Raw genomic sequence first — 14997 nt, 5'->3', positions numbered from 1 at the left:
GGAAACTGCCTTACTGGCAGCTGACCTGCTGGAGATCTATGACCCTGAGATGATGGTTTATCAGCCGCCGTCACGGTGCGGGTTTTGCAAAGCATCTGGCCGGATGACGGTCAGGTTTCATATTCCCACACGCTTTGATTACGGCACGCTTCGGCTCAGGCGTCCTGCCGGTCGGCGCCAGCTTTGGAAATGGGAAATGTATGGCCCGGATATGGTGAAGTCGTCTTAGGTCACGGGTCCGACTTCTTGCCTACGGCTACAATCTCGAGCGCGCCATCGGGGAGGGGCCTTTGCAGTCCGATTGCGAGCTCTTTCGGTCCGGTAAGCCACATCTCGATCTCATCTGGGTCCGTGAGGATCACCGGCATAGCTTTGGGATGAATGGCACCAACAACGTCATTCGGCGTGCAGGTGAGGAAGGCGAAAAGATCGATGCCTTCCTCAATGCCGGTCTTTGCCTTGCGAACGCCGTTCCATCCTTCAAGCCAGATCCCGGCAAAGAATGCCAGCGGCCTCGATTGGTCGAGGGCGAACCAAGTGTCGCCAAGCTTCTTGCCATCCGCGCCTGCGCGGCTGTCATATTCAGAGAAGCTGGTGAACGGAACCAAGCACCTGTTCTCGACGCCCATCCAGCGGCCCCAGTGCCGGTTCCATTTGTCTTTCTCGGGATCGTAGATATTGCGCACGTTGGTCGTGCCTGCATCAGGCCCCATACGCAGCAGCTCTGTGAAATCGACAATCTGCCCTTTGGCTTCTAATTTTTCAGCGCGCTTCTTCGCGTTCTGCATCAACGCAAACTGGCTCGACGGCATTCCCCAGCGAGCCATCGCTAGTTCTCGGCCATCGGGAGTGTTCCGAACGATCGGCGCAAGATAGTCAGGGAAGATGCTAGGCTGCGGCTCAAGGTTGCCGACGCTCGAATGGACGCGGGTTAGGTCGCTAACCATCGCTGTGATCGCGGATCGGTTGCTGGTGTGGCTATACAGGTTGCACATCTGCGCGCTTCTTTCGTCGGTCGAGCTCCTGAACCTGACGATCAAACTCTTTCAGCATTGTGCTGGCTGCATCGTCATCAACGGGTTTCAACAGAAGCACCTTATCAGTTGCCTCTCCCAATGCAGCAGCGATGCTTGTGGTATTCGGTACGCGAGCCATGTCGCAGACTACAGGCACTTGCCACGCAGATGCAACGTGGCCTGCTCTCCGCCCTGCACCTCTCGTTTCTCCATTACCGTGAACTAAGGGGGAACGGCTGACGGTCAAAAGGTTTGACAAAACCACAGCTATCCCATTGATACATAGTGACGAGTTTGACAGTTTTGGCAGCGCTTAACCGTTGGGAATAAACGACAATTGCGCGGTCTCCAAAACCGAGGGTCGTGGGTTCGAGTCCCCCAGCCCCTGCCAGGCACTAAATTGACTGTCGAGTGATCCAGTCTTTTTATCTCACCAACATCGTTCAATGATTTGAAGCGCCATTGCGCTTGCCTCGCTTTGATCGCTGTCTTATCGACGGGCGGCAGCGGAGTTTTAGCGTGGTTTCCATCTATTATATCAATTTGGCCTCTCGTCCGGATCGTCGGGAGTTCATGGAGCATCAACTGGTCGGCCTTGGCCTGGTTGGGACGCGCATTGAATCGGCGACGCCTGATGATCTGACGGCTGAGCAGCTGGCGCTCTATTGTAATAGTGAGAAGCCAAAATATCTGCGGCCGCGTGAGCTGGCTTGCACGATGAGCCATGAGCGCGCTTGGGCGGCAATGCTGGCCAATGGCGATGAGCGCGCGCTGATCTTGGAAGATGATGCTGAGCTGTCCAGCATGCTGCCGCGCCTGCTCGCCGAGTTGGATGGAATCGACATTGATATCCTGCGCCTTGAGGCGACGGGGCGTCGTTTGCGGCTTCTGCCTAAGGTGCAAACCACGGCTGGTGGTGTTGATCTCCATCCCTTCCGGTCCACCCCTATGGGTGCGGCGGGCTATATAGTGAATGCGCGTGCGGCAAAGGCTCTGCTCGGGCATCCGGCGTTTCGTGTGTTGCAGACGGATTTGGTTCTCTACAATCCGTTTGAGGCGCCGGCGAAGTCATTGTCTCGTTTGCAGACGCTGCCGGGGATGGTGTGCCAGCTGGGGCAGGAGCATCCGGTTATGCGTTCGGTGGGCAAGAGTGACATTGCCCATGTCGAAGAGCGGCACGCGTTTAAATTCAAACACCCCATCCAATTCCGCTGGATGCGATTCCGCGATGGCCTGGTTGATGGTTATCGCAACGCGCGCGATCATTTCGCTAATCGGAAAAACGGATTGTTCCGGAAGGCGATTCCATTTGCCGGCGCGGACGGGCAGGGACGGTAAAAACTATTCCGCCGCCATGCGCTGATTGCTTTGGTGGCGGGATTTGAGTTTGTTCAGTTGACGGGCGGCATGACCCAAAAGGGCTGTGCGGACGATTTCGGACGAGGCGTTGGCGCAATCGGCTTTAACGGGCAGGTCGAGCCCATATTCGGTGTCGTTGCCCATGAACGACTCGCGGATACGAACCCGCACCTTGCCGGTGACTCGCCCGGCAATGACTCGGTGCGGTGATGCGTGCAGCAACTGGCAACTGATTACGTCAAATGACATCGGTCTCTCCCCCCAGAGTGTCGAAATGCCGACTACCAACAGAAATTAATTCAATTTCAACCAATCGCCCGCCGCAAGGGGCTTTGGCAGGGTTTTGCACTTATGGTTTACGCGCGGTTGAGGGCCTGGCTTATGGTGTTGGCCAATTCTTGATGATGCCCCTGTTGCATTTGCTGGATAAAAGCTCTAGACAACCGATCTCTAGCCGTGCGGGGGATTCCTGCGCGGCGTTTGGTTTTGCACCAAGTTTGACGAGTTGTATGCCCATGGCCCGCACGAACCCAGTCCAGTTTTTCCAGCAGGTTCGCTCGGAAGTTAGTAAGGTCACGTGGCCTGGTCGGAACGAAGTTGTGATCTCTACGATCATGGTTCTGATCATGGTTATCTTGGCTAGCTTGTTCTTCCTGCTGGCCGACCAGGTCATCTCCTGGCTCGTCTCTATGTTGCTGTCGATCCGTTAAGCGGTTCATTCATTAGCTATTTGGGAGCGGTGACGCTTTATGGCCAAGCGCTGGTACATCGTTCAGGCTTACTCGAATTTTGAGCGCAAAGTGGCGGAAGATATCCGTCAAAAGGTTGCGCAGAAGAAGCTCGAGCACCTGTTTGAAGACGTGATCGTGCCGACTGAGAAGGTCGTTGAGATCCGCCGTGGTCGCAAGGTTGACACCGAGCGCAAGTTCTTCCCGGGCTACGTTCTGGTGAAGATGGACATGACCGATGAGGCATTCCATCTGATTAAGAACACGCCGAAGGTGACAGGCTTCCTCGGTTCTGATAATCGCCCTTCGCCGATTTCGGAAAAGGAAGCGATGTCGATCCTGCAGCAGGTGCAGGAAGGCGTCGAACATCCGAAGTCTTCTATCATTTTCGAAGTTGGTCAGAACGTCCGTGTTACGGATGGTCCGTTTGCCAGCTTTAGCGGCGTCGTTGAGGAAGTGGACGAAGAACGTTCGCGCCTCAAGGTCGAAGTTTCGATTTTTGGGCGTCCTACTCCGGTAGAGCTCGAATACGGTCAGGTCGAAAAGGTCTGATCCAAACCCGTGGGAGTGCCGAGTGGTTGCCAGCCACTCACTAAGGTTCCGACCACGGCGTCATCGCTCACTCCGGTGAGCTTTTGAAAGGACGATACATGGCAAAGAAAATCGTTGGCTACGTAAAGCTGCAGGTTGCTGCCGGTTCGGCAACACCTTCCCCACCGATTGGCCCGGCACTCGGCCAGCGCGGTCTGAACATCATGGAATTCTGCAAGGCCTTCAACGCGGCTACGCAGGAAATGGAAAAGGGTTCCCCGATTCCAGTCGTGATCACCGCCTATGCCGACAAGAGCTTCACCTTCGAAATGAAGCAGCCGCCGGTAACCTACTTCATCAAGAAGGCCGTTGGCCTCAAGGCTGGCTCCAAGCTTCCAGGCAAGGAATCGGCTGGCAAGATCACTGAAGCTCAGCTTCGTGAAATTGCTGAGAAGAAGATGAAGGATCTTAACGCTGACAACATCGAAGCTGCTGTTTCGATGATTGCTGGCTCTGCCCGTTCCATGGGCATTCAGGTCGAGGGCTAATCACTATGGCAAAGATCGCTAAGAAGGTCGCTGCTGGCCGTGAAGGTATCGACCGTACCAAGCTGTATGGTCTCGAAGAAGCCATCACTCTGGTAAAGTCCAAGGCTTCGGCTAAGTTTGACGAAACCGTCGAAATCGCAATGAACCTCGGTGTTGACCCACGTCACGCTGACCAGATGGTTCGTGGCGTTGTTACCCTGCCAAACGGCACCGGTAAGACTGTTCGCGTTGCTGTTTTCGCACGTGGCGCTAAGGCTGACGAAGCTAAGGCTGCTGGTGCAGACATCGTTGGCGCAGAAGACCTCCTGGAAATCATCCAGGGCGGTAAGCTCGACTTCGACCGTTGTATCGCTACCCCAGACATGATGCCACTCGTTGGTCGTCTTGGTAAGATCCTCGGCCCACGCAACTTGATGCCAAACCCTAAGGTTGGCACCGTGACCATGGACGTTAAGGGTGCTGTCGGCGCTGCCAAGGGCGGTGCTGTTGAGTACCGCGTCGAAAAGGCCGGTATCATCCACGCAGGTATTGGTAAGGTCTCGTTCTCGGAAGAAGCACTTCTCCAGAACATCAAGGCTTTCACCGACGCAGTTGTGAAGTCCAAGCCAGCTGGCGCTAAGGGCACCTACGTCAAGAAGGTTGCAGTTTCCTCGACCATGGGCCCAGGCGTCCATGTTGAGCCAGCTTCGGCAATCAAGTAATAAGAATTCTGGGCGGTACGCCGCCCAGTATCGTCCCTCCTGGGGACGTTAAGTCCTGTCCGAGACTGCCGGTGCTGACCAATTTGGGTCCGCTTAATATCGAAAGATGCCAGCATAGATGGGGTGAGAACAATATTCGGTCCGAAAGGGCAGGGTGTGTTCGAACCAGGCCAGTTGCCCTGCCGGGCAGCGCGGTTGACAGGCGTTTAACCGTTGCTCCTCCCTTTTGGGGGAGGGCAGCAATTGGCAATGGCTCAGCATTTATCTGCTGAGCTTTATGTGGAGACTAGCCGTGGACAGAACGGAAAAGCGTGAGCTTGTCGCATCGCTTCAGTCAGCCCTTTCGGGCGCTGGGTCGATCGTACTCGCGCAGAACACCGGTCTGACCGTAGCTAATCTGGAGTCGCTTCGCCGTGAGGTGAAGACTGCAGGTGGCTACGTGAAGGTCGCGAAGAACCGTCTTGCCAAGCTTGCTCTTAAAGAAACCGATCACGCGGACATTTCGGCCCTGTTCACAGGTCCGATCGTCATCGCTTATGCGGAAGATCCCATGGTTGCGCCAAAGCTGGCGCAGAAGTTCGCTGACAAGAACGCAAAGTTTGTCGTTCTTGGTGGCGTGATGGGCCCGACCGCTCTTGACGCGAATAACGTCAAGGCGCTGGCGACTATGCCTTCGCTCAACGAACTGCGCGCAACGCTCGCTGGTATGCTCAAGCAGCCAGCAACCCGTATCGCGTCGGTTATCGTGGCGCCGGCTGGTGGTATCGCGCGCGTGTTGGCCGCTCATGCGGAAAAGAGCAACGAAGCAGCGTAACCCCATTGTCCCTTATGGGACTGGTTTGAACTAACACCTAATAAAGAGAGATTCTCAAATGGCTGATCTCGCCAAAATCGTAGACGAACTTTCCGCTTTGACCGTTCTGGAAGCTTCCGAGCTTTCCAAGCTTCTCGAAGAAAAGTGGGGCGTTTCTGCTGCTGCTCCAGTTGCTGTTGCTGCCGCTGGCGGCGCTCCAGCTGCTGCTGCTGAAGAAAAGACCGAATTCGACGTCATCCTGGCATCGTTCGGCGACAACAAGATCAACGTGATCAAGGAAGTTCGCGCGATCACCGGTCTCGGTCTCGGCGAAGCTAAGGCACTCGTTGAAGGCGCTCCAAAGGCCCTCAAGGAAGGCGTGTCGAAGGCTGAAGCTGAAGACATCAAGAAGAAGCTTGAAGAAGCTGGCGCAAAGGTCGAACTCAAGTAATCTGAGTTTACCCCTTGTATTTGGCGGGGTGGCGCTATATGTGCCATCTCGCCTTTGTCGTTTCTAATAGGGACGATTCGCTGAGCCGATTGGATTGGTTTCAGCGCTAATTTGCGGAAATATATGACGAATTTGGATGTCTCAGGCGCGTTTTAAGCCTTTGAAGACCTCGCCGTGGATTTCTCCACGAGCGGGGGATTGGCGTTTGTAACGAGCAATTGATCTACTTTTCGGGTCGAAAGTGGATTTTGAGATGTCTGCGGCCCAAAATTTTTGACTACCAAGGCATATATCCCGAGCGCCGACGGCTGATAGTCGGGTCTTTGGATATCTGCCTCCGAGACAAGCGAGGGCGTCTACCGGAATTTTGCGATCCGGATTGGTGCCCCAAAACATAAACAGGAGCGTTCATGGCTACCACGTTCAACGGCCGCCGTAAGGTACGCAAGTCCTTCGGCTCGATCCGCGAAGTCACGGAGATGCCAAACCTGATCGAAGTCCAAAAGGCTTCTTATGATCAGTTTCTTCTCGTTGATGAGCCTAAGGCTGGTCGTCCAGACGAGGGCCTTCAGTCGGTCTTTCGTTCGGTCTTCCCGATCACCGATTTTGCCAATACGGCAAGCCTTGAATTCGTTCGTTACGAATTCGAGCAGCCAAAGTATGACATTGATGAGTGCCGTGCGCGCGATATCACTTTCGCTGCCCCGCTCAAGGTCACGCTGCGTCTGATCGTTTTTGAAGTCGACGAAGAAACCAATGCTCGTTCCGTTAAGGACATCAAGGAGCAGGACGTTTACATGGGCGATATGCCGTTCATGACGTCCAACGGTACCTTTATCGTCAACGGTACTGAGCGCGTTATCGTCTCGCAGATGCACCGTTCGCCGGGCGTGTTCTTCGATCACGACAAGGGCAAGACCCACTCGTCTGGCAAGCTGCTGTTTGCTGGCCGTATCATTCCATACCGCGGTTCCTGGCTCGATATCGAATTCGACGCCAAGGATATCGTCTACGCACGTATCGACCGTCGTCGTAAGATCCCGGTTACTTCGCTGCTCAAGGCGCTTGGCATGGATGCCGAGGAAATCCTCGACACCTATTACACCAAGCTTGAGTACGAAAAGACCGAGAGCGGCTGGCGCGTTCCTTACGATGCGGAAAAGTGGAAGGGCGCAAAGCCAACCCACGACCTCATCGACGCGGCAACTGGCGACGTCGTGCACGAAGGCGGCAAGAAGCTGTCTGCGCGTCAGGCTAAGAAGCTGGCTGAAAACGGTCTGACCCACTTGCTGGCGACCGACGAAGACCTCTACGGCATGTATCTGGCCGAGGACATCGTCAACCTTAAGACCGGTGAAATCTACGCTGAAGCTGGCGACGAGCTGGACGAGAAGCTTCTCGTTAAGCTGGTTGACCTCGGCTATCACGATCTGCCGATCCTCGACATCGACCACATCACCATCGGTGCTTACATCCGTAACACCCTTGCCGTGGACAAGAACGAGTCGCGTGAAGACGCGCTGTTCGACATCTACCGCGTGATGCGTCCGGGTGAACCACCAACCGTCGAAACTGCAGAAGCGATGTTCCAGTCGCTGTTCTTCGATAGCGAGCGCTACGACCTTTCGGCCGTTGGTCGCGTCAAGATGAACATGCGTCTTGAGCTCGATGCTCCAGACACCATGCGCACCCTGCGCAAGGAAGACATTGTTGAAGTTGTTCGTACGCTGGTTGATCTGCGCGATGGTCGCGGTGAAATCGACGACATCGACAACCTCGGCAACCGTCGCGTTCGCTCTGTTGGCGAATTGATGGAAAACTCCTACCGCCTCGGTCTGCTGCGTATGGAACGCGCGATCAAGGAGCGTATGAGCTCTGTCGAAATCGACACCGTGATGCCGCAGGATCTGATCAACGCTAAGCCGGCTGCTGCTGCAGTTCGTGAATTCTTCGGCTCCTCGCAGCTGTCGCAGTTCATGGACCAGACCAACCCGCTTTCGGAAATCACCCACAAGCGTCGTCTTTCGGCACTTGGACCTGGTGGTCTGACCCGTGAACGCGCAGGCTTTGAAGTCCGTGACGTTCACCCGACCCACTACGGCCGTATCTGCCCGATTGAAACGCCAGAAGGCCCGAACATCGGTCTGATCAACTCGCTCTCGACCTTCGCGCGCGTCAACAAGTACGGTTTCATCGAAACCCCTTACCGCAAGATCGTTGACGGCAAGCTGACCGAAGACGTTGTCTACCTCTCCGCTATGGAAGAGGCTAAGCACTACGTCGCGCAGGCGAATGCTGAGTTCAATCCAGACGGCACGCTGATGCATGATCTGGTTGTGGCTCGCCACGCCGGTGACAACGGCCTGACACCGAAGGAAAACGTCGACCTTATGGACGTTTCCCCGAAGCAGATGGTTTCGGTTGCGGCATCGCTTATTCCGTTCCTTGAAAACGACGACGCTAACCGCGCTCTGATGGGCTCGAACATGCAGCGTCAGGCTGTGCCTCTGCTGCGCGCAGAAGCACCGTTTGTCGGCACCGGCATGGAGCCAATCGTTGCTCGTGACTCGGGCGCTGCTATCGTTGCCAAGCGTACCGGTATCGTCGACCAGGTTGACGCGACCCGTATCGTTATCCGTGCAACGGAAGAAACCGATGCGTCGCGTTCGGGCGTCGACATCTACAATCTGATGAAGTTCCAGCGTTCGAACCAGTCGACCTGTATCAATCAGCGTCCGCTGGTTGTTGTTGGCGACCACATTAACTCTGGCGACATCATTGCAGACGGTCCTTCGACCGAACTCGGTGATCTGGCTCTCGGCCGTAACGTGCTCGTCGCGTTCATGCCGTGGAACGGCTATAACTACGAAGACTCCATCCTTCTGTCTGAAAAGATTGCGATGCAGGACGTCTTCACTTCGATCCACATCGAAGAATATGAAGTTATGGCTCGCGACACCAAGCTTGGCCCAGAAGAAATCACGCGCGACATTCCGAACGTTTCGGAAGAAGCGCTGAAGAGCCTCGACGAAGCGGGTATCGTTCACATCGGTGCTGAAGTTCAGCCGGGCGACATTCTGGTTGGCAAGATCACCCCGAAGGGTGAATCGCCAATGACGCCAGAAGAAAAGCTCCTGCGCGCTATCTTCGGTGAAAAGGCTTCTGACGTTCGTGATACATCGCTGCGCGTGCCACCAGGCGACGCCGGTACTGTCGTGGAAGTTCGCGTCTTTAACCGTCATGGTATCGACAAGGACGAGCGCGCGATGGCTATCGAGCGCGAAGAAATCGAACGTCTGGCTAAGGACCGTGACGACGAACAGTCGATCCTCGACCGTAACGTCTACGCGCGTCTCAAGGAAATGCTGTTCGGTAAGGCCGCAACTGCTGGTCCAAAGGGCTATGTAGTTGGTACGCGCCTGAACGACTCCATCTTCGAAGCGCAGCCGCGCGCGAAGTGGTGGCAGTTCGCGGTTGATGACGACAAGGTCATGACCGAGATGGAAGCGCTTCATGCTCAGTATGAAGAAAGCCGCCGTCTGCTCGAACAGCGCTTCATCGACAAGGTCGACAAACTCCAGCGTGGCGACGAACTGCCTCCTGGCGTGATGAAGATGGTCAAGGTCTTTATCGCGACCAAGCGTAAGATCCAGCCAGGCGACAAGATGGCCGGTCGTCACGGGAACAAGGGCGTGGTTTCGCGCATCGTTCCAGTCGAAGACATGCCATACCTTGAAGATGGTACCTCGGTTGATATCGTGCTGAACCCACTCGGTGTTCCGTCGCGTATGAACGTGGGTCAGATTCTCGAAACGCACCTTGGTTGGGCTTGTGCCGGTCTTGGGAAGCGCATCGACAAGATGGTTCGCGAATATCACTCCAAGGGCGATCTCCAGCCACTGCGCAGCGAAATCAAGGAACTGTTCTCGAACGACGAACAGCTTCGCGATCTCGATGACGACGGTCTGGTTCGTCTCGGCGAGCACCTCTCGAAGGGTGTTTCCATCGCAACGCCAGTGTTTGACGGCGCGAAGGAACACAACATCGTTGAGATGCTGGAGCGTGCAGGTCTGAAGGCCTCTGGCCAGTCGACCGTCTTTGACGGCCGTACCGGTGAACAGTTCGACCGTCAGGTTACTGTTGGCTACATCTACATGCTGAAGCTCGACCACTTGGTCGACAACAAGATCCACGCGCGCTCGATTGGGCCGTACTCCCTCGTCACCCAGCAGCCGCTTGGTGGTAAGGCACAGTTCGGTGGTCAGCGCTTCGGTGAGATGGAAGTTTGGGCTCTTGAAGCGTATGGCGCCGCCTACACGCTGCAGGAAATGCTCACCATCAAGTCGGACGACGTGGCCGGTCGTACCAAGGTCTACGAAGCCATTGTCCGTGGTGACGATACCTTCGAAGCGGGCATTCCGGAAAGCTTCAACGTTCTGGTTAAGGAAATCCGGTCCCTCGGTCTCAATGTCGAACTCGACATGCGGGACAAGGACCTGGAAAACCAGGCAGAAGCGGAGCTCGCGCCTCCTCAGGAAGCGGCGGAATAATCCGGCACTTCCAATCCTAATCACCTTCCGTTCAGGCGCGTTAAAACGCTGCCTGGGCGGATAGAGGAGAGAACTGATGAACCATCATTCCCACGTTATGGACCCGTTCAACCCAGGGCTCCCCGTGCAGACATTTGATCAGATGAAAATCTCGATCGCGTCGCCGGAAAAAATCCTGTCCTGGTCGTACGGCGAAATCAAAAAGCCAGAAACCATCAACTATCGTACGTTCAAGCCTGAACGCGATGGTCTGTTCTGTGCGCGTATCTTTGGCCCCGTAAAGGACTACGAATGCTTGTGCGGCAAGTACAAGCGTATGAAGTTCAAGGGCGTCATCTGCGAGAAGTGCGGTGTTGAAGTTACCCTGAGCCGCGTTCGTCGCGAGCGCATGGGCCACATCGAGCTGGCAGCTCCAGTTGCGCACATCTGGTTCCTGAAGTCGCTTCCAAGCCGTATCGCGCTTCTGCTCGATATGACTCTGAAAGACATCGAACGTATTCTGTACTTCGAAAACTATGTCGTTCTCGATCCGGGTCTGACCCCGTTCACGCTGAACGAACTTCTTACAGAAGAACAGTACCTCGACGCACAGGACGAGTACGGTGCTGACAGCTTCACCGCCAAGATCGGCGCGGAAGCTATCCGTGACATTCTGCTGGCGCTCGATCTGGAAAAGATCGCTGGTGATCTGCGTGTAGAAATCGCGGAATCCACCACCGAACTGAAGCCAAAGAAGCTCGCAAAGCGTCTTAAGATCGTTGAGCAGTTCATCGTTTCTGGCAACAAGCCAGAATGGATGATCATGACCGTTATTCCGGTGATCCCACCGGAACTGCGTCCGCTTGTGCCATTGGATGGTGGTCGTTTCGCGACTTCGGATCTGAACGATCTGTATCGTCGCGTGATCAACCGTAACAACCGCCTCAAGCGCCTGATCGAGCTGCGTGCGCCGGACATCATTATCCGTAACGAAAAGCGTATGCTTCAGGAAGCTGTTGACGCGCTGTTCGATAACGGCCGTCGCGGTCGTACCATCACCGGTGCGAACAAGCGTCCGCTCAAGTCGCTCTCTGACATGCTCAAGGGCAAGCAGGGCCGCTTCCGTCAGAACTTGCTCGGTAAGCGCGTCGACTATTCGGGTCGTTCGGTTATTACCGTTGGTCCATACCTCAAGCTGCACCAGTGCGGTCTTCCAAAGAAGATGGCTCTGGAACTGTTCAAGCCGTTCATCTACTCGCGCCTTGAAGCCAAGGGCTTTAGCTCGACCGTCAAGCAGGCCAAGAAGCTTGTTGAGAAGGAAAAGCCAGAAGTCTGGGATATCCTGGAAGAAGTGATCCGCGAGCACCCGGTTCTGCTGAACCGCGCTCCGACCCTTCACCGTCTGGGCATTCAGGCATTCGAGCCGATCCTGATCGAAGGCAAGGCAATCCGTCTGCACCCACTCGTTTGCTCGGCGTTTAACGCTGACTTTGACGGTGACCAGATGGCTGTGCACGTTCCGCTGTCGCTTGAAGCGCAGCTGGAAGCACGCGTTCTGATGATGTCGACCAACAACATTCTGCACCCAGCGAATGGTCAGCCGATCATCGTGCCGTCGCAGGACATTGTTCTGGGCCTCTACTACCTCTCGCTCGCTAACGACGGTGAGCCAGGTGAGGGCATGGCGTTCGGCTCTTATGCTGAACTCGAACACGCGCTCGACAATGACGTTGTCACGCTCCACACCAAGATCAAGGCCCGCGTGCCGGCTTGGGACGAGAATGGCAAGGAAATCACCGAGATCGTGGACACGACCCCGGGCCGTATGCTCATCGGTCAGATCCTGCCGAAGCACCCAACCGTTCCGTACTCGACTGCAAACCAGTTGATGACGAAGAAGATGATCTCGAAGATGATCGACACCGTGTATCGCGGTTGCGGTCAGAAGGAGACCGTCATTTTCTGTGACCGCGTCATGCAGCTTGGTTTCAAGAACGCATGTGACGCCGGTATTTCGTTCGGTAAGGATGACATGGTTATCCCGGCCGCGAAGTACACCATGGTTGATGAAACCCGTAAGCTGGTCGAAGAATTCGAGCAGCAGTACAACGACGGTCTCATCACCCAGGGCGAAAAGTACAACAAGGTTGTCGACGCCTGGGCAAAGTGCGGTGACAAGGTTGCCGAAGAGATGATGAAGGGCATTGCTGCCGTTCAGGTCGACAAGGAAACCGGTCGTCAGAAGCCGATCAACTCGGTTTACATGATGAGCCACTCGGGTGCTCGTGGTTCACCAGCACAGATGAAGCAGCTTGCTGGTATGCGCGGCCTTATGGCTCGTCCAGACGGCTCGATCATTGAGACGCCGATCACCGCGAACTTCAAGGAAGGCCTCAACGTTCTTGAGTACTTCAACTCCTCGCACGGTGCTCGTAAGGGTCTTGCTGATACCGCGTTGAAGACCGCGAACTCGGGTTACTTGACCCGTCGTCTCGTGGACGTTGCTCAGGATGCGATCATTGTGGTCGACGACTGCGGCACCGAAAAGGGTCTGACCATGGAGCCCATCGTGGACGCCGGTCAGGTCGTTGCTTCGATCGGTCAGCGTATCCTTGGTCGTACGACTGCGGATGACGTGTTCCACCCGCTCACCGGTGACCTCATTGCTCCGAAGGGCATTCTGCTCGACGAAAAGCACATCGAGATCATCGAAGACGCGCGTATTCAGTCGATCCGTATCCGTTCGCCACTGACTTGCGAAATGCGTCAGGGTTGCTGCGCGGCCTGCTATGGTCGTGACCTTGCACGCGGCACTCCGGTCAACATGGGTGAAGCTGTCGGCGTTATCGCTGCACAGTCGATCGGTGAACCAGGCACTCAGCTGACCATGCGTACGTTCCACATTGGTGGTACGGCACAGGTTGTTGACAGCTCGTTCCTCGAGTCCGGCGCTGAAGGTAAGATCGAAGTTCGTAACTCCAACCTTGCTAACGTCGCAGACGGCAAGCAGGTGGTTATGGCTCGTAACGTTGCTCTCGTTATCGTTGATGGCGAAGGCAAGGAACGCGCAGTCCATAAGGTTGCTTACGGCTCCAAGCTTCTGGTTAAGGCTGGCGACAATGTTCGTCGCGGCCAGCGTCTGGCTGAATGGGATCCGTACACCCGTCCGATCCTGGCTGAAGTTGAAGGCGAAGCGCAGTTTGAAGACCTGAACGACGGCGTTTCCGTTGCGGAAAACACCGACGAAGCAACAGGCTTCACCAAACGCGTTGTTATCGACTGGCGCGGCAATCAGCGTGGTGAAGGCCTCAAGCCTGCACTCGTGATTAACCGTGGCGGTTCGGTCGCTAAGGTTGAACGTGGTGGTGACGCTCGTTACCTGCTTTCCGTTGATGCTGTTATCAACGTTGAGCCAGGTGAAAAGGTCTCGCCAGGTGACATTCTTGCTCGTATCCCGCTCGAAAGCGCGAAGACCAAGGACATCACCGGCGGTCTGCCACGCGTTGCTGAACTCTTTGAAGCTCGTCGTCCAAAGGACCACGCTATCATCGCCGAAATCGATGGTACGATCCGCTTTGGCCGCGACTACAAGAACAAGCGTCGCATCATCATCGAGCCAAACGAAGACGGTGCAGAAGCCGTTGAGTACCTGATCCCGAAGGGCAAGCCATTCCACCTCCAGGAAGGCGACACCATCGAAAAGGGCGAATACATCCTGGACGGCAACCCAGCTCCACACGACATCCTTGCGATCAAGGGTGTTGAAGAACTGGCTCGTTACCTCGTGAACGAAATTCAGGAAGTGTATCGTCTGCAGGGCGTTCTGATTAACGACAAGCACATCGAAGTGATTGTTCGTCAGATGCTGCAGAAGGTCGAAATCGTCACCCCAGGCGACTCCGGTCTCCTGAAGGATGAACAGCTCGACAAGCTCGACTTTGATGAACTCAACGACGCGCTCGTTGCCGATGGCAAGAAGCCAGCGACTGCTAACCCAGTTCTGCTCGGTATCACCAAGGCATCGCTGCAGACCCGTTCGTTCATCTCGGCCGCTTCCTTCCAGGAAACGACCCGCGTGCTGACCGAAGCTGCCGTTTCCGGCAAGGCCGACCTTCTCGAAGGCCTGAAGGAAAACGTGATCGTTGGCCGTCTGATCCCAGCCGGTACCGGCGCAGGCCAGACCAAGGCGAAGCTTATTGCGCAGAAGCGCGACGAGCTGATCCTGGAAGAGCGCCGTCGTCAGGCAGAGACAGCAGCAATTGCTGCTCCGCGCCGCTAAGCGACAAGACATTGAATAGGAAAGGGGCCCTTCGGGGCCCCTTTTTTTTGTCTCTGCCGTTT

General features: G+C 55.6%; 11 protein-coding genes. 9 read left to right on the top strand and 2 right to left on the bottom strand.

Translation table 11 applies throughout. The features are described from left to right. Positions 1 to 230: 230 nt before the first annotated feature. Positions 231 to 995, bottom strand: coding sequence for an SOS response-associated peptidase family protein (locus tag HKD40_RS06455; RefSeq protein ID WP_169194918.1), 765 nt, complete (start codon positions 993 to 995; stop codon positions 231 to 233). A 540-nt stretch (positions 996 to 1535) separates the two neighbouring features. Here HKD40_RS06455 and HKD40_RS06450 point away from each other — a divergent pair. Continuing rightward, positions 1536 to 2354 (top strand): glycosyltransferase family 25 protein, encoded by an 819-nt coding sequence (locus tag HKD40_RS06450; protein WP_169194917.1) that lies wholly within the window; start codon positions 1536 to 1538, stop codon positions 2352 to 2354. Between the two features lie 3 nt (positions 2355 to 2357). Here HKD40_RS06450 and HKD40_RS06445 read toward each other — a convergent pair whose 3' ends face one another. Continuing rightward, the gene (locus tag HKD40_RS06445) at positions 2358 to 2624 is read right to left on the bottom strand and encodes a hypothetical protein (protein WP_169194916.1); all 267 of its coding nucleotides are present in this window, start codon (positions 2622 to 2624) and stop codon (positions 2358 to 2360) included. Between the two features lie 266 nt (positions 2625 to 2890). On the opposite strand from HKD40_RS06445, the gene secE reads away from it, so the two are divergent. From secE to rpoC, 8 genes are all read left to right on the top strand, one after another. Then, positions 2891 to 3085: a preprotein translocase subunit SecE gene (secE, locus tag HKD40_RS06440; RefSeq protein WP_169194915.1), complete on the top strand. Its 195-nt coding sequence runs from the start codon at positions 2891 to 2893 to the stop codon at positions 3083 to 3085. Between the two features lie 39 nt (positions 3086 to 3124). Beyond that, positions 3125 to 3655 carry a transcription termination/antitermination protein NusG gene (nusG, locus tag HKD40_RS06435; RefSeq protein WP_169194914.1) on the top strand — a complete coding sequence of 177 codons (531 nt, stop codon included), beginning with the start codon at positions 3125 to 3127 and terminating at the stop codon, positions 3653 to 3655. 98 nt (positions 3656 to 3753) lie between these two features. Continuing rightward, the gene (rplK, locus tag HKD40_RS06430) at positions 3754 to 4182 is read left to right on the top strand and encodes a 50S ribosomal protein L11 (protein ID WP_169194913.1); all 429 of its coding nucleotides are present in this window, start codon (positions 3754 to 3756) and stop codon (positions 4180 to 4182) included. A 5-nt stretch (positions 4183 to 4187) separates the two neighbouring features. Beyond that, positions 4188 to 4883 (top strand): 50S ribosomal protein L1, encoded by a 696-nt coding sequence (gene rplA / locus HKD40_RS06425; protein WP_169194912.1) that lies wholly within the window; start codon positions 4188 to 4190, stop codon positions 4881 to 4883. Between the two features lie 292 nt (positions 4884 to 5175). Then, complete coding sequence (gene rplJ / locus HKD40_RS06420) at positions 5176 to 5697, top strand: 50S ribosomal protein L10 (protein ID WP_169194911.1); 522 nt, start codon at positions 5176 to 5178, stop codon at positions 5695 to 5697. Positions 5698 to 5755: 58 nt separating this feature from the next. Continuing rightward, complete coding sequence (gene rplL, locus HKD40_RS06415; RefSeq protein WP_169194910.1) at positions 5756 to 6127, top strand: 50S ribosomal protein L7/L12; 372 nt, start codon at positions 5756 to 5758, stop codon at positions 6125 to 6127. Positions 6128 to 6537: 410 nt separating this feature from the next. Beyond that, on the top strand, positions 6538 to 10677 hold the full coding sequence (gene rpoB / locus HKD40_RS06410) for a DNA-directed RNA polymerase subunit beta (protein ID WP_169194909.1): 4140 nt from the start codon (positions 6538 to 6540) through the stop codon (positions 10675 to 10677). Positions 10678 to 10753: 76 nt separating this feature from the next. After that, positions 10754 to 14935: a DNA-directed RNA polymerase subunit beta' gene (rpoC, locus tag HKD40_RS06405; protein ID WP_169194908.1), complete on the top strand. Its 4182-nt coding sequence runs from the start codon at positions 10754 to 10756 to the stop codon at positions 14933 to 14935. Positions 14936 to 14997 lie beyond the last annotated feature (62 nt).

It is taken from the genome of Devosia sp. MC1541, assembly GCF_012847305.1.
In the GTDB taxonomy this organism is placed as follows: domain Bacteria; phylum Pseudomonadota; class Alphaproteobacteria; order Rhizobiales; family Devosiaceae; genus Devosia.
This window is presented reverse-complemented; position numbering and strand designations above follow the sequence as displayed.

Excerpts from the sequence above, each read along its gene's own strand:
- HKD40_RS06455 (WP_169194918.1), bottom strand. The coding sequence starts at position 995 with ATGTGCAACCTGTATAGCCACACCAGCAACCGATCCGCGATCACAGCG.
- HKD40_RS06445 (WP_169194916.1), bottom strand. The coding sequence starts at position 2,624 with ATGTCATTTGACGTAATCAGTTGCCAGTTGCTGCACGCATCACCGCAC.
- secE (WP_169194915.1), top strand. The coding sequence starts at position 2,891 with ATGGCCCGCACGAACCCAGTCCAGTTTTTCCAGCAGGTTCGCTCGGAA.
- nusG (WP_169194914.1), top strand. The coding sequence starts at position 3,125 with ATGGCCAAGCGCTGGTACATCGTTCAGGCTTACTCGAATTTTGAGCGC.
- rplK (WP_169194913.1), top strand. The coding sequence starts at position 3,754 with ATGGCAAAGAAAATCGTTGGCTACGTAAAGCTGCAGGTTGCTGCCGGT.
- rplA (WP_169194912.1), top strand. The coding sequence starts at position 4,188 with ATGGCAAAGATCGCTAAGAAGGTCGCTGCTGGCCGTGAAGGTATCGAC.
- rplL (WP_169194910.1), top strand. The coding sequence starts at position 5,756 with ATGGCTGATCTCGCCAAAATCGTAGACGAACTTTCCGCTTTGACCGTT.
- rpoB (WP_169194909.1), top strand. The coding sequence starts at position 6,538 with ATGGCTACCACGTTCAACGGCCGCCGTAAGGTACGCAAGTCCTTCGGC.
- rpoC (WP_169194908.1), top strand. The coding sequence starts at position 10,754 with ATGAACCATCATTCCCACGTTATGGACCCGTTCAACCCAGGGCTCCCC.